This is a genomic window from Microbacterium sp. F1-18, from assembly GCF_052921305.1.
In genome coordinates this window covers 173,866-193,801 of record NZ_JBREVD010000003.1, presented here as the reverse complement: position 1 = coordinate 193,801, position 19,936 = coordinate 173,866, and the positions used below count along the sequence as shown (strand labels likewise).

Genomic DNA, 19,936 nt, shown 5'->3' with positions numbered 1-19,936 from the left:
TCTCCCGACGCCCCGCTCAGGCGTCGCGGAGGACCCGATGGGGGATCCAGCCCTCGCGGCCGGATTCGGCACGGCACCACGACCAGCCGCTCTCGGCGTCGTCCACGACCACCTCGACGACGCTCCCTTCGGCCTGGGAGAGCTCGGTGGTGTCATACCCCGTCACGACCGTGCCGACCGATCCCTCGATGTGGATGTGTCTTCCGGGCACCCAGCCCGAGCCGTCGGACGCGGTGACGAAGACGAAGGCCGGCCATTCGGTATCCCAGGCGCCGACGGAGACGACGTCGCCGGGCTCGACCTGCAGCGGGGGCCGTTGAGGTGCTTCATGGTCAGAGATGAGAACACGTCGCATCGTTCCATCATGGCGCCGGCGTCGGACACCGCGGAGGCGGGCGTAGCCTGAGCTGATGAGCACGCCCGAGGTCCTGCGATACACCGCGTTCAGCACCCGATCCGAAGGCGGCAATCCCGCCGGCGTCGTCCTCGATGCGGGCGCGCTCGACGCCCGGGCCATGCAGCGGATCGCGGCCGACGTCGACTATGCCGAGACGGCCTTCGTCACCGGGACGACCGCTGATGGGGCCCGCTCGGTCCGTTACTTCTCGCCCATCGCCGAAGTCCCCTTCTGCGGGCACGCCACCGTCGCCACCGCAGTGGCGCTCGCCGAGCGGGGCCAGGTCGCCCCCGACGGCGCGGTCCGGTTCGACACCCCCGTCGGCGACGTGTCGATCGCGGTCTCGCGCGACGATGACGGCATCCGGGCGTCCTTCACCAGCGTCGAGCCGTCCGTCCGCGAACTCGATGACGTCGATCTCGACGCGATCCTCGCTCTGCTCGGTCTCTCGCGAGCGGACCTCGATCCCGAACTGCCGCCGCGACTCGCGAACACGGGCAACGCGCATCCGGTCGTCGCGCTCGCGGATCAGAAGACCTTCGACGGTTTCTCCTTCGAGCCCGACGCGGTTCGCGCGCTGCTCGATGATCGAGGATGGCCGGCCACCATCACTGTGGCGTTCCGGTCTGCATCCGATCGGTTCCAGGCGCGCAACCTGTTTCCGGTGGGGCGTATCACGGAGGACCCGGCGACGGGATCGGCTGCGGCGTCGTTCGGCGCCTATCTGCGCTCGCTCGGCGCGGTCGATGCTCCCGCGGTCATCGTGATCGAGCAGGGCCGACACGTCGGCCGGCCAGGGGAGCTGACCGTCGACATCCCCGCCGAGGGAGGCATCACCGTGACGGGCCACGCCGTCGCCATCTCGTGATGTCGTGATGCCGGCCGCGTCGGGTCACACGCGGTCGGTGCGGATGCGGGCGTTGCGGCCGCCGAGCCACCAGACGAGCGGACCGGCGATCGGGAAGACGAAGATCCCGATGATCCACAGCAGCTTGCCGCCGCCGGTGTAGCGCGACGAGGCGAGGATCGAGATCAGGCTCGAGACGAACAGGATCGCTGCTACCGCCGCGACCACCGTGAACACCACGAAGACGGATGCCGTCACCCCCGGCATCCAGTCGCGAGGCAGCCAATCGTCGGAGACGACGAGGATTCGTGCGGTTTCGATCATGCTTCCAGCCTCGTGGGGAATGAGCCTGGTGTCGTGAGCCTGCCGACGGATCTCGCGTAGCCCGGCAGGATGAACTTCAGAATTTCAATCCGCGAGGAGCAGCACCAGGTTCATCGCCACGAACGAGACGAGAGGCACCATCAGCACTCCGAGGGCGATGCCGTTGAGCACACGGTGGTCGCGAAGCACGGCGAGATACTCGCGCAGCAACGCGCTCGGCCGGTAGTAGCGGGCGGTGCGGGCTCCGATCGCGTTGCCCGGCATGCCGAGCGTCCGCAGCAGCGTGGCGGCCCGGAAGGCGTGGTAATCGCTCGTCACGGCGAGCACCGGGCCCGTGATGCCCCGCTCGGCGAGGATCGCGCGGGTCAACGTGAGGTTCTCTTCGGTGGTGCGGGACGAGTCCTCCATCACCAGGCGCTCGGGCGGGGCGCCCAGCCCGGCGGCGTGCTCCGCCATACCCGCCGCCTCGCTTCGGGGCTCGTCGGCGCCCTGGCCGCCCGAGAGCACGAGTACCGCGTCGGGGAAGCGCTGCAACGTGTCGACGCCGAGCGCGACGCGCTGGGCGAGCAACGGTGGAACGCTGCCGTCGCGGCGCAGACCCGAGCCGAGCGTGACGATCGCCGCCGGGGCCGGGCCCCGACGTGCGATGCGGGCGTAAACGGCCGACCAGCACAGGTAGGCCACGAAGCCCATGCCGACATAGCCGATCGGTCCGGCGAGGAGCAGGAGGATGACGGCGAGCTCGAACCAACCGGCGAGGACGGCGACGACCCCGAGCGCGAGGATCGCCAAGACTCCGGCTCCAGCCAGAAGCGAAAGGCGATTGGCGAGCGAGCGTCCTTCACGCTTGATCATCACGATGCCGTTGCCGACCAGTGCGATGCCGAGTCCGACGCCCGCGAGCAGGGGAACGATGAAGACCAGGAGGACTGCTGCCATGCTGCCGCCGGTGCCGGTCAGCGAAACCAGGAGGACACCGCCGATGCCGAGGACGAAGACCGCGACCGCGGCGACGAGCGATGTCGCCGCGAGCGTCAGCAAGACGCCGGGCAGCAGGCGGCGAGGGTCGCGGGCCGCGAGGGCGATGCCGAGGGCCGCGAAGAGGAGCGTGAAGAATCCGGGCACGCGCCCAGCCTAGAGACCGGGGTTAAGACCGCAGCGATCCGGCCATCGCGCGGAGAGCCCGGAACGTCGTCATCCGGTCGGCGTCATCGAGGCCGGACAGCATCCGCACTTCCACTCCGCGCACCGCGGCGGTGGCGGCGGCCAGGCGTTCGCGCCCGCGTTCGGTGAGCTCGGTCGGCAGCGCCTTGCCGGCCGCCGGGGTGGCCGCCCGGACCACCTCGCCGTCGCGTTCGAGGGCCTGCAGCAGCACGTTCATGCTCTGGCGCGTGACGAACGTGCCGCGGGCGAGCTCGGAGTTGGACAGTCCCGGGCGCTGGGCGAGCAGTTCCAAGCACGAGTAGTGCGTGATGTTCATGCCGAGCGGGCGCAGCACGTCTTCCATCGCCGATCGCAGGGCGCTCGAGACCTCCTTGACGAGGTAGCCCATCGAGGTCTCCAAATCGATGCCGGCACCGTCTTGACTCATGTCAGTATTCTGACATACGGTGGGGTGTCAGAAAACTGACACGAAAGGACTCTCCTCATGCCTGCCACCGGACCCGACTTCATCTCTATCCAAACCCGCGACCTCGCGGTCGCCCAGGCCTTCTACGAGCGATTCCTCGGCCTCGAGCGATCGCCGCAGGGACCGCCTCACGCCGTGGTGTTCTCGACGTCACCGATCGCATTCGCCCTGCGGAATCCGATGCCCGGCGTTGATCTCGACGCGCTCGAGCAGCCGGGCCGGGGTGTCGCGCTGTGGCTCCACGCGACCGGTGTGCAGGCTATCCACGATGAACTGGTTGCCGCCGGCCACCGAATCGTGTCTGAGCCTGTCGACGGGCCGTTCGGGCTGACGTTCACCTTCGCCGACCCCGACGGATACCACGTGACGCTTCACAACCGGGCCTGATCGACTGTTAGGTTCGCTGGGTGCAAAGTCTGTGGCAACGAATCGGAACGGCCTCCGCCGCGACCCCGTTCGGTGTCATCGTCATGCAGACGATCGTCTGGGTGGGGATGTCGGCGATCTGGATTCCGTGGGCGATCAACGGCGGCGACGTCATCCGCATCGTGCTCGCCGTCATCTCACCGCTCCTGGCCCTCTACTGGGTGGTGGCGCTGGTCTACGGTATCCGTCGGCGGCGCGCTCTCCGGGCCTCTCGCGACGACTGATCTCTTCATCGCTGGCCGTCGACGCATCCGTGTGATTGCATCGAATAGATGGATCTCTCGTGGATGTGGTTGTTACTCGTCGCGGCCGGAGCAGCGATGCAGGTCGTCTCGGTCGTCTGGCTCGTGCGCTTGCGCCCGGATGAGCCGTATCCGATGTGGACGTATGTGCCGAAGGAACCCGGTCGGGTGCGTACGGTGCGCATCGGTGGGGCCAGTCTCATCCTCTTCGGCGCGATCATGTTCTCGTCGTCCCTGGGCCCGCTGTGGTTCCTGACCCCCGTCGCCGTCGCGCTCGCATTCGTACCCATGTTCATCGCGATCTACGCCGTGAACGGGAGCTTCGAGCGGCGCGCGGCGAGCGCTGCGGGGCCGACGGAGTGACGCCCCGGGGCGAGCGTGCCTGGCGGCGCGCTCAGTCGGCGCCATCCGCGTCATCCGACTGATCGCGTCTACGGGCGTCGGCCGCGACGCCCAGCACGATCCCGAGGGAAAGGCCGATCGCGCCGCCGAGCGCGATGTTGTCGAATACCAGCATTCCGATGGCGCTGCCGAGCGGGAGGCCGAGAGCGATCCCGATCGCAACCCCGTTCGCGCCGCTGCTCGCGGGATCGCTCGTGCCGGGTGTTTCTCCGTTCATGGCGCACTCCGTCGATCTCGAGGAACGAGAAATGGCTCAGGCCTGGAGGCGCCTGAGCCATTTCTGCGATGGGGTGGTGTCAGTTCGCGGCGCGGTAAGCGTCGATCACGGCTGCCGGAACACGGCCGCGCTCGTTGACCGTGTGCCCGTTCGCGCGCGCCCATTCGCGCACCGCACCCAGGTCGAGGTCGCTCTTGTTCGCACGTGACGAGCGCGAGCGCGAGGTGTTGTTGACACGGATCGAGCGAGCGACGTCCACGAAGGGTGCGAGCGCTTTGTAGAACTTCTCGGCGTTGTCGTCGGAGAGGTCGATCTCGTACGCGCGTCCCTCGATCGAGAACGTGATCTGCTTTCCCTCACCGCTCTCCAGAACAGTGCCGTCGAGGTCGTCGATGAGTTGAGTGATTTGTTTGCGGGCCATGGCAGACATGTTAGCGGTTTGTCGGCGTTTCGCATCACCACTCGACGACACTATTTCGTGTCATGTAACCCGAACGCCTCACACCCTCTGTGCGCGAGCATTGGGAACGCAATGAGTCATCTGGAGATCTGCTACATCACGAGGGCCGTTGTTTCCCAGATTTCGCAGGCGTTCGAGCTCGTCGACGCTGAGCGTCTGGGACTGGAGAGGGGGGAGGCTGGCGATGTCGTTCAGCGTGATTCCCAGGCCTTCGCCGACACGACGGCCCAAGTCGTCCTCCACCATGTAGAAGTGCCAGAGCATCCGCTCCTGCACGGGACGGGCGGCTTGTCCGATCAGCTCGACGAAGTTCGCCACGAGGTCATCGCGCTCCCAGTCCTCCATCAGCAGATAGCGCTGACCGGCCTGGGTGTAGTCGTTGGTCCGAGGAATCCGCTTGCGGGTGAGTCGCCCGACGATCTCCGGCCCCTGCTCGTCGTGAGTGGGGTATTGCGCCTCGCGGAGGCCACCGGTGATGGACGGCTCGTAGTTGACGTGGGGATTCTCGCCGCCGTTGTCGACGTGGTACGCCATCTGGCCGTCGCGGAGGTTCGTGGCCACCGACGCGTTCTTCGGTGAATTGACCGGCAGCTGCAGGTAATTCGGGCCGACGCGGTAGCGCTGGGTGTCGGAGTACGAGAACGTGCGTCCTACGAGCATCTTGTCATCGGAGAAGTCGAGCCCGTCGACGAGGACGCCGGTGCCGAAAGAGATCTGCTCGTTCTCGGCGAAGAAGTTCGAGACGTTCCGATTGAGCACCATCGTGCCGACGGCGCGCGGCGGGAACTCGTTCTCCGGCCACACCTTCGTGTCGTCGAGCGGGTCGAAGTCGAGCTCGGGGTGGTCGTGGTCGTCCATCATCTGCACCCGCAACTCCCATTCGGGGTATTCGCCGCGTTCGATGGCCTCGTACATGTCGCGCGACGCGTGACCGAGATCGCCGGCCTGGACGGCGGCGGCGTCGGCTTCGGTCATCGAGCTGACGCCGACCGAGGGGATCCAGTGGTACTTCACGAGCTTCGTCTCGCCCTGTTCGTTGACCCACTTATAGGTGTTCACCCCGAAGCCCTGTTGGGTGCGATAGTTCGCCGGGATGCCGCGGGGGCTGAACAGATTGACGAGCATGTGCATCGACTCGGGTGTCTGAGACATGAAGTCGAAGATGCGCGCCGGTTCCTGCCGGAAGGTGACCGGGTCGGGTTTGAGCGAGTGGATGACGTCGGGGAACTTGATCGCGTCGCGGATGAAGAAGACGCCGAGGTTGTTGCCGACGAGGTCCCAGTTGCCGTCCTCGGTGTAGAACTTCACCGCGAACCCGCGCGGGTCGCGCGCCGCCTCGGACGAATCGCGTCCGCCGATCACCGTGGAGAAGCGGACCGCGACGTCGGTGCGCTTGCCCGGCTGCTGGAAGAGCTTCGCGCGCGTGAACTGCGCGATGGGCTCGTCGCCCCACATGCCGGTGGCCTCGAAGTGGCCGAAGGCGACGAAGCCTCGCGCGTGCACGACGCGCTCCGGGATGCGTTCCCGATCGAAGTGGCTGATCTTCTCGAGGAAGTGGTAGTTCTCGAGCGTCGCCGGACCGCGGGGTCCGACCGTCCGCTGGTTCTGGTTGTCGTAGACCGGGTGTCCCTGCCGGTCGGTCAGCTCGGTGCGGTCGTCGCCCGCAGCGGGGCCCTGGCTCGATACATCGGTCATCGCGTCCTCCGTGTGGTTCGCCTGTCGTGGGGATGCGGGCGACGCTACGGGTGAGCGGGTGGCGCTCGGAAGGGGGTTGCGGGCTCCGAGGCGGTCGCAGATCACCCGGCGCGGGGTGCGGCCCGATCGTCGAGTCGCCACGAATTGCGGATTCTGGGTCTCCGGCATGCGTAGGTCCTGGCGAATCGACCGGGCGGATGGTTCCCGCACGGAGGCGTCGGCACGCGAGGAATAGACCGATTTAGTGCTCTTCCAAGCGGTCTGATTGACTCTTGACAGGCCTTTGACCAAACCGGTTTACTAGAGGCGCAGCATCCACCGTCACGACGAACGCGACCCGCACGCGTGAATCACGGCAGGACGCGGCTCTCAACTCGTTCCGACGTGTCGAGGTCGTCGTCGGTGAACGCACCAGGAGCCGCACCACATGAAGTTTCGCCGCTGACGCGGGCAGCGCCACACGAAGGAGTTAGCGCGCAATGAAGCGTTCCGTTGTCGCGGCCGCCGCACTCGTCGCCGTCGCCCTGCCGCTCACCGCATGTGCCGGTGGGAGCACTGCACCCGGCGCAGGTTCCGAGCTGACCGAAGGCCCGATCAAGATCTGGTACTCGACCAACGAGCAGGAGATCGCGTGGGCTGAGGCGGTCGTCGATGCCTGGAATGCGGACAACCCCGACGCGCAGGTGACCGCCGAGGCGATCCCGTCGGGTAAGTCTTCCGAGGATGCGATTGCGGCCGCCATCACCGCGGGCAACACCCCGTGCCTCGTCTACAACACGGCACCGGCCGCGGTGCCCGCGTTCCAGAAGCAGGGCGGTCTGGTCAACATCTCGAAGACGTTCGATGATGGCGAGTCGTTCATCACCGAACGCTCGGGGGATGCTGCCGACGGATTCCGCTCGCCCGACGGCGACCTGTACCAGGTGCCCTGGAAGGCGAATCCGTTCATGCTCTACTACAACAAGGCGGCGTTCGCCGAAGCCGGACTGGATGCCGCGAACCCGAGCCTGTCCACGTACGACGACGTGCTGGCCGCCGCGGCGGCGATCAAGACCGCAGGCTCGGCGGACTTCGCGCTGTACCCGCCGGCATCCGGTGACTACACGAACGCCCTGTTCGACTTCTACCCGTTCTTCCTGGCCAACTCGGGCGGTGAGCAGCTGGTCGTCGACGGCGCCGCGACGTTCACGAGCCCGGAGGGGCTCGAGACGCTCGAGTTCTGGAAGACGCTCTACGCCGAGGGGTACTCGTCGGCCGAGGCATACTCCGGCGACGCCTGGGCAGGCCCCTTCGCCGATGGCGTTGCGGCGATGGGCATCGCCGGGCCCTGGGGCGCTGCGCAGTTCGAGGGCAAGGTCGACTTCGGCGTGGTGCCGCTGCCCACGGCCGACGGCATCCCGCTGGAAGAGACGTACACGTTCGGCGACTCGAAGAATGTCGGCATCTACTCATCGTGTGAGAACAAGCAGACCGCGTGGGACTTTGCCCAGTTCTCGATGAACGCCGACAACGACCTGGCGCTGCTCGAGACGACGGGGCAGTTCCCGATCCGTACCGACCTGACCGAGGTCGCCGGCGACTACCTCGCCGGCGACCCGCTCCTCGCCACGTTCGCTGAGGAGGTGCCGCTGACGGTCGACGTGCCCAACATCGCGAACGCTTCGGAGATCTGGCAGACATTCCGCGATGCCTGGGGCGCCTCGGTGCAGACCGGCAACTCTGATCTCGACGAGGCCATGCAGAGCGCGGCCGACACGATCGACCAGCTCGCCTCTCAGGGCTGATCCCCGGGCCGGGCGGAGGACATCCTCCGCCCGGCCCTCCCGTTTCATCGACGGTCTCCGCGCCGTCCTGCATCACCCCGTCTCCGCAGCGTTGCGTACCGATGCTCCGCTGCGCCCGTCAGGCCGAAGGAGCCGTCTTGAGATTCCTTACCGCGCTCGCCGCGACCATCACCGCCCTGGTGCTCGGCGCCGGCGCCCTCATCGCACCGCCCGCGGCGGCTGCCACACCCGACGACGACGTCGACACGATCGTCAGCCGTCTGCAGGACTACTACCTGGCGCAGGGCGACGACATCATCATCGCCAACGGCATCTACCTCGCTCGCACGTCGGAGGCCCAGGAGTACGCAGCCTCACAGAACGAGGACGGCTCATGGTCGGACGTCAACTACGCCGACCGCACGAGCTCCGCGAACGGCTCGACGTGGTCGGCCTACATCGCGCTGTACCGCATGCTCGCGATGGCGCAGGCCTACCGGGCGCCCGATGCCCCCGGCTTCGAGGACCCCACCCTGATCGCCGCCCTCGACCGTGCGCTCGTGCACTGGGACCGCGTCGACCCCGGCAATCAGAACTGGTGGGAGACCGAGATCGGCGAGTCGATGGCCATGGGCCGCATCGCGATCTTCGTGGGCGGTGAGCTGTCGGACGAGGCGTTCGACGCGGCGCAGGAGCACAACACCGGCAAGCTCGACCCGGTCGGTGCGAACGGGGCTTGGCGGACGACGAACTACCTCTTCGAGGCGGTGTCGACCCGCAACTTCGAGGACATCACCACCGGGTTCGCCACGATGGTCGAGACGGTCGAGGTCGACGAGTCCGGCGACGTCAACGAGGCCGTGCAGCCCGATGCGAGCTTCTGGGCCCATGAGGCCCAGCTGTACAGCGAGGGCTACGGCATGGCGCTGTTCACCAACGTCGCGATCTGGGCGGACGCGGCTCGTGGCACGAGCCTCGGCTTCACCCGCGAGCAACTCGACACGATCGCGTTCTACATCATCAACGGCACACGCTGGATGATCCGCGGCGAGGTCGGGATGCTGTACCTCGGCTACCGTCCGCCCAAGACGGTCGACGGCGTCACCGGCTACGCGGCCGAGTTCCTCGAGCCGCTCGACCAGATGGTCCGCACCGATGCCCTATACGCCACCGCGTACCGCGATCTCGCGGCCAACATCCGGGGACAGGCGCCCGGCAACGGGGTCACCGGCAACAAGTACTTCTGGCGTTCGGAGTTCTCGTCGCAGCTGCGCGACGACTACGGCATCTTCACCCGTCTGAACTCCAGCCGCACGGTCGGCGCCGAGTACCGGTCGACGTTCCGTGCCGCCGTCGGCAACGAGGTGTACTGGAACTCCGCCGGCGCGACCGCGATCCAGGTGACCGGTCGCGAGTACCTCGAGCTCGGGCCCGCCTTCGACTGGTTCCACTACCCGGGAGTGACTGCTCCCTATGTCAAGGAACAGACACGCGGCACGAACGGGCGCGTCGGCAACGGCGGCAGCTTCACCGGCGGCGTCTCCGACGGCACGTACGGTGCGAGCGTGTACACGCTCGACCGTTCGTCGTCGAAGGCGAGCAAGAGCTACTTCTACTTCGACGACGAGATGGTGGCGCTCGGCACCGGCATCCGGTCGACTTCGGACGGCGCCGTGCACACGGTCGTCAACCAGGCGGCTGCGAAGCCGAACGCCTCGGTGGGCGGCGAGGCGCTCGACGTCGGCACCGCGGACCAGGCGCTCGACGGCGCACGCTGGGCGTACAACGACCAGGTCGGCTACGTCGTGCCGGACGACGGCTCGCTGCGAGTTTCGCGTCAGCTGCAGAGCGGAAGCTGGGTGGGCGAAGACGTCGTCGAGCGCGACGCTTTCACGCTGTACTTCGATCACGGCGTGCGGCCGACGGACGCGAGCTACGAGTACACGGTGCTGCCGGCGGCGGAGCCCGGCGAGGTCGCGGCGTATGCCGCCGCGCCCGCGGTAGAGACGCTGCGCAACGACGCGTCGGTGCAGGCGGTGCGCCACGCGGGACTCGAGCGCACGATGGCCACTTTCTACGAGTCGGGAGACCTCGATCTCGGCGACGGGCGCGTGCTGCGCGTCGACCAGCCTGCGATCGTCATCCTCGACGAATCGGGCGACACGCCCGTCGTTAGCGTCGCCAACCCCGACAAGCCGGCGCTCCTGGTGCGCGTAGACCTCATCGGCGCCGACACGATGCAGCGCGGTACGTTCGCGCTCGGTTCGGGTGCTTACCTGGGGCAGACGGTGACCGTCCCGCTGACCGACTCCGATGGCGGCGTCGCGTCGCCGTTCAGCGCCAGCAGCACCGCGGTCGGGTCCGACGCCGCGTTCGCGGGCGACGGTGACGCCGGCACGGCGTGGCGATCGAGCGAGGCGGGGGTGCAGTGGCTCACCGCCGATGTCGGCGTCGGGTCTTTCGTCACGGGCGCCACGATCGTCTGGGAGGATGCCGCGGCCGAGCGCTACCTGCTGCAGACATCTCTCGACGGCCGCACCTGGGCCGATCAACGGGTCGTGCAAGGGGGCAACGGCGGCACCGACACGCTGGAGTTCGCACCGCAGGCGGCGACCTACGTGCGGCTGCTCATGCTCGAGAGCGTCGGAGACGCGCCGTACGGTGTCGCGGGGTTCGAGGTCAGCTCGACGCGCAACATCGCCCTCGGTCGATCGGTGGCCGCGTCGGGAGGCAGCGCGACCGGCGCCATCACTGACGGCAACATGGCCACCCGGTGGAGCTCGAACCTGTCGGACACCGCGTGGACGCAGGTCGACCTGGGATCGGTGCAGTCCATCGGCGCGGTGCGGCTCTGGTGGGAGGCGTCGTACGCGACCCGCTACCGCATCCAGGTCTCGGATGACGCTGCATCGTGGCGCGACGTCTACGCCACCCCGGAAACCGGCAGCGACGGAGGAGTCGACGCGCTCGGGATCGACGCCCGCGCCCGGTACGTCCGGATGCAGGCGTCGGCACGGAGTGCTTCGCAGTACGGCGTCTCGTTGTGGGAGTTCGAGGTGTTTCCCGACGACCTGATCGTCTCGGCGAACGCAGCGCCCGCGGGCCGCGAGAATCTCGCCCTCGGCAAAGACACGACAGCCGATTCGCAGTTCAGCGACGCGCTCGCCGCTCGGTACGCCACGGACGGCAACACGACGACCCGGTGGGCGTCGCAGCGGCAGAACGCGCCCTACACCACTCCACGCTGGCTCCAGGTCGACCTAGGCGTCGACCGCACGATCAACCAGGCGGTCATCACGTGGGAGACGGCGACGTCGAACGACTTCCGGGTGCAGGGCTCGATCGACGGCACGACGTGGAGCGAGCTCGCGCGGGTGCAGAAGACGTCGGCCGAGCTGCGCAACGTCGTCGATTTCGCCGACGCCGAAGTGCGCTACGTGCGCGTCGAGGGGCTGCCGGTCACGCGCTATGGCATGTCGGTCTTCGAGCTCGAGCTGTATGGCGGCTACAACTTCGTGCCGCTGACCGAGTCGGTGACCGCCGATGCGGACAGCACCGCGGTGGTCGCGGCATCCATTACCCCGCTCGACGATGACGATACGTTCTCGGCCTACCCGCTCGACGCCTCCGTCGTGGCCGTCGACGGTGACGCTCAGGTCGCGGCCGACGGCCGGATCGAGTTCGACCTCACGACGGGTCGCTCGGGAACGACGCCTGTGCTGCTGCTGCATGCAAACGGCGACGAGTCGGTCTGGTCGACCGTGAGCATCGCCGTCTCGACCGCCGAGCTGCAGACGCTGGTCGACCGGGCGAACGCGCTCGACAGCACGGAGTACACCGCCGAGAGCTGGCAGCCGTTGCTGCCGGCCCTCGAGGCGGCGAAGGTGGTACTGGGGGCGCCCGCAGGCATCTCACAGGAGACGGCCGATGCTCGAGCCGCGGCACTCCGGACGGCGATCGACGGGCTCGTCGTCGACGAAGCACCCGCGCCCCCGGTGCTGTCGGCGCCGGGCGAGGTGCGGGCCGGCTCGCTGATCAGTGTCCTCGGTACCGGGTTCGCGAGCGGCGGCGAGTACGTGGTGCAGCTGCGTTCGACGCCTGTGGACCTCGGTATCGTCGTCGCGGACGCCGGTGGGGAGTTCCGGCTGACGGCGACCGTTCCCGCAGATGTCGCACCGGGGGAGCACACGCTCGTCGCGATGCAGGGTGAGGCGGATGTCGCGACGCTGGCGATCACGGTCACCGCCGCGCCTCCGGATGGCGGCACGGGCGGCGGCTCGGATGACGGCGCCGCCGGCCCGCCGGCAGTCGGAGGTGGGGACCGCGACGGTGAACTGTCGGCCACGGGCGGGCACATCGCGGGCGTCATGTGGGCGATCGGCATCGCCGCGGCGCTGCTGGTGGCGGGAGCCGCCGCGGTGCACGGCGCTCGACGAGGCCGCGTCTGACGTCGGAGCAACCGTGCGGCCGGACCCCTGCGGGGTCCGGCCGCATCCGTCTGGCCGTCCGCGTCGCCCCAAGCGCACGCGCAACGAAACCCCCTCCGTGTGGGAGGGGGCTCCGTTGCGCGTCGGTGCGTGCTGCGGATCAGTCCACGATGCGTCGCAGCTCTGCGACGCCGATCGACGAGTCAGCCATGCCGTAGAACACGAAATCGCGCCCGCCGATGGTCTCGATCGCCGTCGGGAAGACGACGTTGCCGAGCGTTCCCGACACCTCTTCGGCGACTTCGGGGGCGAGCAACGGCTCGGATGAACGCGCGATGACCCGGCGGGGATCGGTGGCGTCGAGGATGATGGCGCCCGCGGCGTACTTCGATCCGTGTGCCAGCTCGAACCCCTTCGGCTTCGCGCCCGAGACGCCGTGGTGCAGCAGCAGCCAGCCTTCGGGAACGCGGAGCGGGGAGGGGCCGGCGCCGATCTTGGCACTCTCGTACCAGGCCTCCGGCGCGACGATCATCTCGGACTTCTCGATGTAGGTGAGTGCCGAGAGGTCGCGCGTCGCCGCTTCGAGATCGATGTACCCGATCCAGATCGACGGGCGGTCGTCATCGATCCCCGCCGGGGTGCGCGCGCCTTCACCGTCACGCAGCCAGTCCAGGTCCCACATCGGGCGGTGCAGCACCGCGAGGCTCGGGCGGCCGTCGGGGCCGGGAACGGCCTCGGGGAAGAACACGATGTCCTTGTTGGGGAACAGGTTCAGGTCTGAGTCGAGCTCCGGCTGGTAAGCGAACCGCACGGGGCCGAGTCGACGCCAGGTGACGGTATCGGTCGACACGGCCATAGCCGACTTCGGGCCGAGTGGACCGTAGGCGACGTAGGTCATCACATGCAGGCCGAGCGGCTCGACGAACGTGATGCGCGGGTCTTCGACACCGGCGTTGCTCGCGCCGTACTCCCATCCCTCGTCGGGCGAGAGTGCGACGCCGAGGCGTTCGACCGCGACCGGTTCGCCGTTCTCGACCACGACGCGTGCGCGTGCGATGCGCGACACGTTGCCCTCGGCGACGATACGCGGATAGAGATACAGCTCTCCGTCCGGGCCCCAGGCGGTGCCGGGGTTGAGTACGCCTTCGGCCTCGAACGGGTCGTTCGAGTCGGCGGTCATGATCGTGCCGATCCGGCGAAGCGCGTACGGCACGTCGGTCGTCGATTCCACGGGGGAATGAGTGGTCATCGTGTGTCTTTCATTCGAGGGACGGGCTGCGTCAGCCCTTGACGGCGGAGCCGAGGTTCGCCGAGGTGAAGTGGCGCTGGAAGACCAGGAACAGAACGACGACCGGCACCGCCAGCACGCAAGCGCCCGCGAGCACGGCGCCCATCGGGTTGGCGAGGAAGGTGCCGTTGGACTGCGAGAAGTTGGCCAGGCTCACGGCGAGGGTCTGTAGGTCGGCGTTCTTGGTGACCAGGAAGGGCCAGAGGAACTCGTTCCATGGCCCGATGAAGGTCACGAGCATGGCCGTCAGCACAGCGGGCCGCACGAGGGGGACCGCGATCGAGCGCAGGATCCGCATCTCGCTCGCCCCGTCGATGCGGGCGGCGTCGAAGATCTCCTTCGGGATCTGCAAGAAGTACTGGCGAAAGATCAGCACCGCGACCGAGTTGATCGCGAACGGCAGGATCATGCCGATGTAGTTGTCGGCGAGGTTGAAGTAGCGCACGACCATGACGTAAAGCGGGATCATGAGCAGCTGGAAAGGGATCGCCTGCACCAGCAGGACGAGGGCGAACACCAGACCCTGACCGCGGAACTGCAGGATCGACAGCGCGTAGCCGACGAGCAGGCCGAACACGAGCGTGCAGCCGACGACGCCGGCGGTCATGATCAGCGAGTTGCCGAGTGAGCGCAACAGATTGATCGACTCGTTGACCTCGGTGAAGTTGTCGAGCGTCAGGTTGCCGGGCAACGGCAGGAGTCCCCACAAGCTCGTGTCACGTTTGCGCTGCAGCGCCCCGATGACCATGTAGTAGAAGGGCACGAGCGCAGCGAGAGCGCCGAGGGTGAGGGCGCCGAAGCGCAGGGCGGAAAGGACGCGCGACCCGCCGGCCTTGCGGGCGCGAGTCGTGCGGGCATCGACGGGGAGGGGGGTCTCGGTGGTCATCAGTTCTTCCTCTCCGTCAGGCGGCGCGACACGAGCGACACGGTCATCACGGCCACGACGAGGATCATCCCGATGGCAGCGGCGATGTCGGGCTGACCCTGCTGGATGCCCTTCTGGTACATGAGCAGTGCGGGTGTCAGCGACGCGCCGTTCGGTCCACCGCCGGTGAGCAGGTAGGGCTCGGTGAAGATCTGACCGGTCGTGATGATCGTCAACAGGATGACCAGCGAGGTCACCGGCGCCACTCCCGGCAGGGTGACCGAGCGGAAGCGCTGCCAGCGGCCGGCACCGTCGAGCTGCGCGGCCTCGTACTGCTCTTCGGGCACGTTCTGCAATGCCGCCAGGTAGAGCAGGATGTAGAAGCCGAGGTTCTTCCACGTCACGTACACCGCGATCAGCGGCATGATGATCGCCGGATTGGCCAGCCATGTCGGGTCGGGGGCGAGACTGCCCAGCAGCGAGTTCACGACGCCGTTGCCGTTGAACAGGAAGATCCACACGGCGATCGTCGCGACCGACGCCGTGACGTACGGGATGTAATAGGCGACGCGGAAGAAGCCCTTCCAGTGCACGACCGCGTTCAGCCCGCTCGAGAGCAGCAGACCGAGCACGACGGTCAGTGGCACGTTGATGACGAGGAAGATCAGCAGGTTCACGAACGCTTGCCGCACCTGCCTGTCGCCGAGCACCGTGGCGAAGTTGTCGAACCCGACGAAGGGATGCGGCACAGCGACGCCGGGGGCGGTGAAGAAGAACTCGTGGAACGACATCCAGATGCCGAAGCAGAACGGCACGAGGAAGACGACGACGACGAAGGCGACATAGGGGCTGCTCAAGAGCAGGCCGATCGGATTCTCTCCCAGCCAGCGATGCACTCGTCGCTTCCGTCGCGGCGCGGCGGCCGCTTGGGGCGAGAGGACGCCGGTCGAACCGGAGGCCCTGTCTGCTACGCGCGTCATCGCGACACTCCTCATTCTCGAGTCGCATGCGCCGTCGGTCTTGGGTGAGCGGCGGGCATCCCGACGATGGTAGTAAACCGGTTTGTCTCCCGCAGGTCAACTCCTGGAGTCGGACGCGCCACAGCCCTGTTACGACGCGGTTCGATGCCGAGTCATCTCTACTAAAAAGAGCTAAATCCCGCGCTATGATGGCAAAATGACAACACCTCGACCCGACCCGACGGCTTCGCAGGGCCCCGAGGGTCGGCCCCGCTCCTCTCGCGGCGAGCAGCGGGAGCGAAAGGTGACCATCGGCGATGTCGCCGCGCGCGCGGGTGTCTCCAAGAGCGCCGTGTCTTTCGTGTTCAACGGACGTGGCGGCGTGGGGGACACCGCGCGTCAGCGCATCCTGCAGGCCGCGGCCGATCTCGACTGGCGCCCCGATTCGCGCGCGCGAGCCCTCTCTCGTAGCCGCGCACAGGCTCTGGGCTACGTCGTGCGTCGTGAGCCCGAGCTGTTCAGTACCGACCCCTTCTTCCCGCAATTCATCGCGGGTGTCGAGAGCGGCTTGTCGGGCATCGGCTACGCGCTCATGCTCCAGGTGGTCGAGAGCGAGGAGGCCGAGCATGCAGCGTATGTCAGCTTCGCGCGCGAATCACGGGTGGACGGCGTCTTTCTCGGCGACCTGCGCATGGACGACACCCGGCCCGACGAATTGACGCGCCTCGGCATGCCGTTCGTCATGGTCGGGCCGGCAGGTCCGGCGGACGGTGCGATAGCGCCGATCGGCTTGGACGACGCCGCGGGCGTGCGGCGCGCGGTGCGCCACCTGAGTGCCCTGGGACACAGACGCATCGGCCACGTCGGCGGACCCGACCGCTACATCCACTCCCACGTGCGCCGTAGCGCCTGGGAGCAGGAGATGGCGCAGCTGGGCTTGCCGCCGGGGCCGGCCGTCAGCGCCGACTTCACGGGTGCGGCGGGGGCCTCGGCCACTCACGAGTTGCTCGACCTGTCGGATCCGCCGACGGCGATCGTCTACGCCAACGACCTGATGGCCATCGCCGGAATGTCGGCCGCCATCGACCGCGGGATGAGCGTGCCTGGTGATGTGTCGATCGTCGGGTTCGACGACATCCCGCTCGCGCCGTACATGGTGCCGCCGCTCACGACGGTGCGTCAGGACGTGATCGCCTGGGGCAGAGCCTGCGCGCATGCGCTTGTCGCGTTGGTCGAGGGCAACGAGCCTGAGGTGGTCCAGCTGCCTTCGGTCGAGTTCGTGGTGCGGGGAAGCACTGCTCGAGTGCCGCGCTGACGGCGTTCTGACCGCCGTCGCGTCCTCCGGGTGGGTGGGCCCCGTGGGGCTCGAACCCACGACCCGCGGATTAAAAGTCCGATGCTCTACCGACTGAGCTAGAGGCCCTGAGCTTCCCAGCTTAGTAGCCGCGGGGGAGGGCTCGAACCGCCGACATCCGACCCGCCGGCATCCGTCCGGGCACGACAAAGCCGCCGGTGTGCTCGCACCGGCGGCTTCGCCTCGGCCACGGAGATACCGAGGCCGTGCCGCGGGAACCCCTCACCGCGGCTGTTCGGGTCACATCGGGGGCATCAGCACCGTGTCGATGAGGTAGACCGTTGCGTTGGCCGTCGTGACGCCACCGCAGATGACCGCGGCGCTGTCGTTGACCATGATGTTGTCGCCCGAGCCGGTGACGGTCAGGTCGGCACCGTTGACGGTGGTGTGGGTGCCGTCGATCTCGTCGGGCGCGATCTGGCCGGGCACGACGTGGTAGGTGAGGATCGACGTCAGCGTCGCCGAGTCGGTCTTCAGCGACTCGATGGTGGCGGGGTCGATCTTGGCGAACGCGTCGTCGACGGGAGCGAAGACGGTGAACTCGTCACCGTTCAGCGTGTCGACGAGGTTGACGTCAGGGTTGAGCTGTCCGCTGACTGCGGCGACGAGGGTGGTGAGCAGCGGGTTGTTCGACGCCGCGGTGGCCACCGGGTCCTGCGCCATGCCGGCAACCGAACCCGAGCCGTCCGGAACGGCGGCGGCGTAGTCGGCGCAGCCGGGGCCGACGAGGTTGGCGGCCGGGTCCATCGAGGCGTCGGGCGAAGCCGACTCCATCGGGGCGGCCGACGACGAGGGGGCCTCGGTCTCCTCGGTCATGTTGTCGCCCGAGCCCGACGAGCAGGCCGAAAGGGCGAGGGCTCCGGCGAAGCCGAGGGCCAGGGCAGCAGTGAACTTCTTCTTGGTGCTGAGCATGATTGCCTCCGTGTGTTCTCCGCCGTAGGTCCGTCCCCGGCGTCGAGGGTTCTTCGGAGACCCTCGGGGATCGGATCGGAAAAAGTTCGAGAAACTTTGAAACCGAGTTTTCAGGCATCCGAAGCACCCCTCTTATAGGAAGCGAGCTGAGACGGATGCTCTCGGCCGCGCGGCGCGCCAGGTAGAGAACGCATAACAGGTCGGCGCTGCATCCGGGAACGGGCCGGGAATGCGGCATGCTGGTAGCGATGGTCATAGATGGAATGGACGTGCCCGACGACGGGCCGTCGACGGATCACGTCGCGGAGCTGATCCAGCGCTGCGCCGACGGTGACCACAGCGCATTCGCCAGCCTGTACGACACGCTGTCGGGGAGGGTCTTCGGGCTCATCCTCCGTGTTCTCGTCGACCGCGCGCAGAGCGAGGAAGTGCTCCAGGAAGTGTTCCTCGAAGTGTGGCAATCCGCTTCGACGTTCGCTCCGAAGAGGGGGCAAGGAAGGTCGTGGGTTCTCACGATCGCCCACCGCCGCGCGGTAGACCGGGTTCGGTCGTCGCAGGCGAGCAGCGATCGCGACGTCCGTGCGGGCTACCGAGAGATGGCGACACAGCCCGAAGGTGTCGCCGAACAGGTTGAGCTGCGCATCGAAGGACGGCGCGTCGCTCGGGCTCTCAGCTCTCTACCCGAGGCGCAACGAGAGGCCATCACCCTCGCCTACTACGGGGGTTACAGTCAGAGCGAGATCGCAGCGCTGGTGGGAGCGCCGCTCGGAACTATCAAGACACGGATGCGTGATGGATTGACCAAGCTCCGTAGTGCAATGGGGGTGACATCGTGAACGAACAGACATTCGCCGAACTCTCGGCAGGGTACGCGCTCGGAGCGCTGTCGCCTGAAGACGAGCTCGCCTACCGCGAAGCCCTCGAGGCGCACCCCGAGTGGATGCCGCTCGTCGAAGCGGATGCCGCGGCTGCGGCGCTGCTTTCCGAAGGCGTCGCCGATGTGGCTCCTCCGCCCGCCCTGCGGGCCAGCCTGCTCGCCCAGATCGGCGCGCCGGTCGCGGAGCCAGTCGCGGAGCAGCCGTCGTCTCGCGAGGACGACGTCGCGGACCCCGCCGACGAGCTGCACGACGACGACCCGCGTGCCGCGGCATCCGGCTACTCCGTCGGCTCTCCGGCGACAGAAGAACTTCAGACCGTGCAGCGTCGCAACTGGACGCGCAGCCTTTTCGCGCTGACGGCGTCGATCGCGCTCCTCGTGGGCATCGGTTGGGGCGTCGGCGCGCTGACCCAGGACATGCGGGCGCCGTCCGCCGAAAGCGTGCTCGCACAGATCGAGCGCTCCGACGACGCGCAGTCGAGCACCGCGCAGCTCGGCGACGGCGGTGAGGCCACGGTCCACTGGTCGCCGAGTGTCGACGGTGTCGTGCTCGTCGCCGATGGCCTGCCCGAGATCGCCGACGACCAGTCATACGAGGCGTGGTTCGTCCGCGGCAGCGCGCCGATCCCGGCCGGGGCGTTCGAATCGAGCGATGGCTCGGCCGCAATGCTGCTCGAGGGCGACATGCAGCCCGAAGACGTCATCGCGCTCACCATCGAGCAGAGCGGCGGGTCGCCGAGCGGCCTGCCTACCACCGACCCGATCGTCGCGATCCCGACGAGCGCCTGACTGCCCGACCCCGTTATCCGGCAGCGAAACGGCCGGCCCTCTTCGGGCCGGCCGTTTCGTCG

At 67.8% G+C, this 19,936-nt stretch carries 20 protein-coding genes and 1 tRNA gene; 9 read left to right on the top strand and 12 right to left on the bottom strand.

Annotation, left to right across the window (positions count from 1 at the left end; translation table 11 throughout):
- Positions 1-16: 16 nt before the first annotated feature.
- Positions 17-355, bottom strand: a complete 339-nt coding sequence (locus ACU6RU_RS09635; RefSeq protein WP_120264925.1) for an SH3 domain-containing protein — start codon at positions 353-355, stop codon at positions 17-19.
- A gap of 55 nt (positions 356-410) precedes the next feature.
- Here ACU6RU_RS09635 and ACU6RU_RS09630 point away from each other — a divergent pair, with 55 nt between their 5' ends.
- Positions 411-1,265, top strand: coding sequence for a PhzF family phenazine biosynthesis protein (locus tag ACU6RU_RS09630; protein WP_446726413.1), 855 nt, complete (start codon positions 411-413; stop codon positions 1,263-1,265).
- A gap of 24 nt (positions 1,266-1,289) precedes the next feature.
- On the opposite strand, the gene ACU6RU_RS09625 is transcribed toward ACU6RU_RS09630, so the two are convergent.
- The 3 genes from ACU6RU_RS09625 to ACU6RU_RS09615 all read right to left on the bottom strand — a co-directional run bounded on the left by ACU6RU_RS09625 (position 1,290) and on the right by ACU6RU_RS09615 (position 3,159).
- Complete coding sequence (locus ACU6RU_RS09625) at positions 1,290-1,568, bottom strand: PLDc N-terminal domain-containing protein (RefSeq protein ID WP_446726412.1); 279 nt, start codon at positions 1,566-1,568, stop codon at positions 1,290-1,292.
- A gap of 84 nt (positions 1,569-1,652) precedes the next feature.
- Positions 1,653-2,693: a YdcF family protein gene (locus ACU6RU_RS09620; RefSeq protein ID WP_289329852.1), complete on the bottom strand. Its 1,041-nt coding sequence runs from the start codon at positions 2,691-2,693 to the stop codon at positions 1,653-1,655.
- A 22-nt stretch (positions 2,694-2,715) separates the two neighbouring features.
- Complete coding sequence (locus ACU6RU_RS09615; RefSeq protein WP_446726411.1) at positions 2,716-3,159, bottom strand: MarR family winged helix-turn-helix transcriptional regulator; 444 nt, start codon at positions 3,157-3,159, stop codon at positions 2,716-2,718.
- A gap of 57 nt (positions 3,160-3,216) precedes the next feature.
- Here ACU6RU_RS09615 and ACU6RU_RS09610 point away from each other — a divergent pair, with 57 nt between their 5' ends.
- From ACU6RU_RS09610 to ACU6RU_RS09600, 3 genes are read left to right on the top strand one after another with little or no spacing between them, the layout of a single operon-like run.
- On the top strand, positions 3,217-3,585 hold the full coding sequence (locus ACU6RU_RS09610; RefSeq protein WP_446726410.1) for a VOC family protein: 369 nt from the start codon (positions 3,217-3,219) through the stop codon (positions 3,583-3,585).
- A gap of 20 nt (positions 3,586-3,605) precedes the next feature.
- Positions 3,606-3,848, top strand: a complete 243-nt coding sequence (locus ACU6RU_RS09605; protein ID WP_120264930.1) for a hypothetical protein — start codon at positions 3,606-3,608, stop codon at positions 3,846-3,848.
- A 48-nt stretch (positions 3,849-3,896) separates the two neighbouring features.
- Positions 3,897-4,229, top strand: a complete 333-nt coding sequence (locus tag ACU6RU_RS09600) for a hypothetical protein (protein WP_120264931.1) — start codon at positions 3,897-3,899, stop codon at positions 4,227-4,229.
- A gap of 31 nt (positions 4,230-4,260) precedes the next feature.
- Here the strand turns inward: ACU6RU_RS09600 and ACU6RU_RS09595 are convergent, their stop codons facing one another.
- From ACU6RU_RS09595 to ACU6RU_RS09585, 3 genes are all read right to left on the bottom strand, one after another.
- Positions 4,261-4,485, bottom strand: a complete 225-nt coding sequence (locus tag ACU6RU_RS09595; RefSeq protein WP_446726409.1) for a hypothetical protein — start codon at positions 4,483-4,485, stop codon at positions 4,261-4,263.
- Between the two features lie 79 nt (positions 4,486-4,564).
- On the bottom strand, positions 4,565-4,906 hold the full coding sequence (locus ACU6RU_RS09590) for a histone-like nucleoid-structuring protein Lsr2 (RefSeq protein ID WP_120264933.1): 342 nt from the start codon (positions 4,904-4,906) through the stop codon (positions 4,565-4,567).
- A 78-nt stretch (positions 4,907-4,984) separates the two neighbouring features.
- Positions 4,985-6,640: a catalase gene (locus tag ACU6RU_RS09585; protein WP_446726408.1), complete on the bottom strand. Its 1,656-nt coding sequence runs from the start codon at positions 6,638-6,640 to the stop codon at positions 4,985-4,987.
- 479 nt (positions 6,641-7,119) lie between these two features.
- Here ACU6RU_RS09585 and ACU6RU_RS09580 point away from each other — a divergent pair, with 479 nt between their 5' ends.
- Complete coding sequence (locus ACU6RU_RS09580; RefSeq protein ID WP_446726407.1) at positions 7,120-8,424, top strand: ABC transporter substrate-binding protein; 1,305 nt, start codon at positions 7,120-7,122, stop codon at positions 8,422-8,424.
- Between the two features lie 137 nt (positions 8,425-8,561).
- Positions 8,562-12,851, top strand: a complete 4,290-nt coding sequence (locus ACU6RU_RS09575) for a galactose-binding domain-containing protein (protein ID WP_446726406.1) — start codon at positions 8,562-8,564, stop codon at positions 12,849-12,851.
- A 139-nt stretch (positions 12,852-12,990) separates the two neighbouring features.
- On the opposite strand, the gene ACU6RU_RS09570 is transcribed toward ACU6RU_RS09575, so the two are convergent.
- The 3 genes from ACU6RU_RS09570 to ACU6RU_RS09560 are packed head-to-tail and all read right to left on the bottom strand — an operon-like array spanning position 12,991 to position 15,963.
- Positions 12,991-14,079: a glycoside hydrolase family 130 protein gene (locus tag ACU6RU_RS09570; RefSeq protein ID WP_289329845.1), complete on the bottom strand. Its 1,089-nt coding sequence runs from the start codon at positions 14,077-14,079 to the stop codon at positions 12,991-12,993.
- A 31-nt stretch (positions 14,080-14,110) separates the two neighbouring features.
- Positions 14,111-15,004: a carbohydrate ABC transporter permease gene (locus tag ACU6RU_RS09565; protein WP_446726405.1), complete on the bottom strand. Its 894-nt coding sequence runs from the start codon at positions 15,002-15,004 to the stop codon at positions 14,111-14,113.
- Positions 15,004-15,963, bottom strand: a complete 960-nt coding sequence (locus tag ACU6RU_RS09560) for a carbohydrate ABC transporter permease (protein ID WP_446726404.1) — start codon at positions 15,961-15,963, stop codon at positions 15,004-15,006. The genes ACU6RU_RS09565 and ACU6RU_RS09560 overlap by 1 nt, the downstream gene beginning before the upstream one ends.
- 196 nt (positions 15,964-16,159) lie before the next feature.
- On the opposite strand from ACU6RU_RS09560, the gene ACU6RU_RS09555 reads away from it, so the two are divergent.
- Positions 16,160-17,257 carry a LacI family DNA-binding transcriptional regulator gene (locus ACU6RU_RS09555; protein WP_446726403.1) on the top strand — a complete coding sequence of 366 codons (1,098 nt, stop codon included), beginning with the start codon at positions 16,160-16,162 and terminating at the stop codon, positions 17,255-17,257.
- Positions 17,258-17,292: 35 nt separating this feature from the next.
- On the opposite strand, the gene ACU6RU_RS09550 is transcribed toward ACU6RU_RS09555, so the two are convergent.
- Positions 17,293-17,365: transfer RNA gene (locus ACU6RU_RS09550), tRNA-Lys, on the bottom strand.
- A 171-nt stretch (positions 17,366-17,536) separates the two neighbouring features.
- A complete protein-coding gene (locus ACU6RU_RS09545; RefSeq protein WP_120264938.1) occupies positions 17,537-18,208 on the bottom strand; it encodes a fasciclin domain-containing protein in 672 nt (223 codons plus the stop codon).
- A 236-nt stretch (positions 18,209-18,444) separates the two neighbouring features.
- Here ACU6RU_RS09545 and sigK point away from each other — a divergent pair, with 236 nt between their 5' ends.
- Entirely contained in the window at positions 18,445-19,044 is a 600-nt protein-coding gene (gene sigK, locus ACU6RU_RS09540; protein WP_289329841.1) for an ECF RNA polymerase sigma factor SigK, read from the top strand.
- Positions 19,041-19,874, top strand: coding sequence for an anti-sigma factor (locus ACU6RU_RS09535; RefSeq protein ID WP_289329840.1), 834 nt, complete (start codon positions 19,041-19,043; stop codon positions 19,872-19,874). Before sigK ends, ACU6RU_RS09535 begins: the two co-directional genes overlap by 4 nt.
- Positions 19,875-19,936 lie beyond the last annotated feature (62 nt).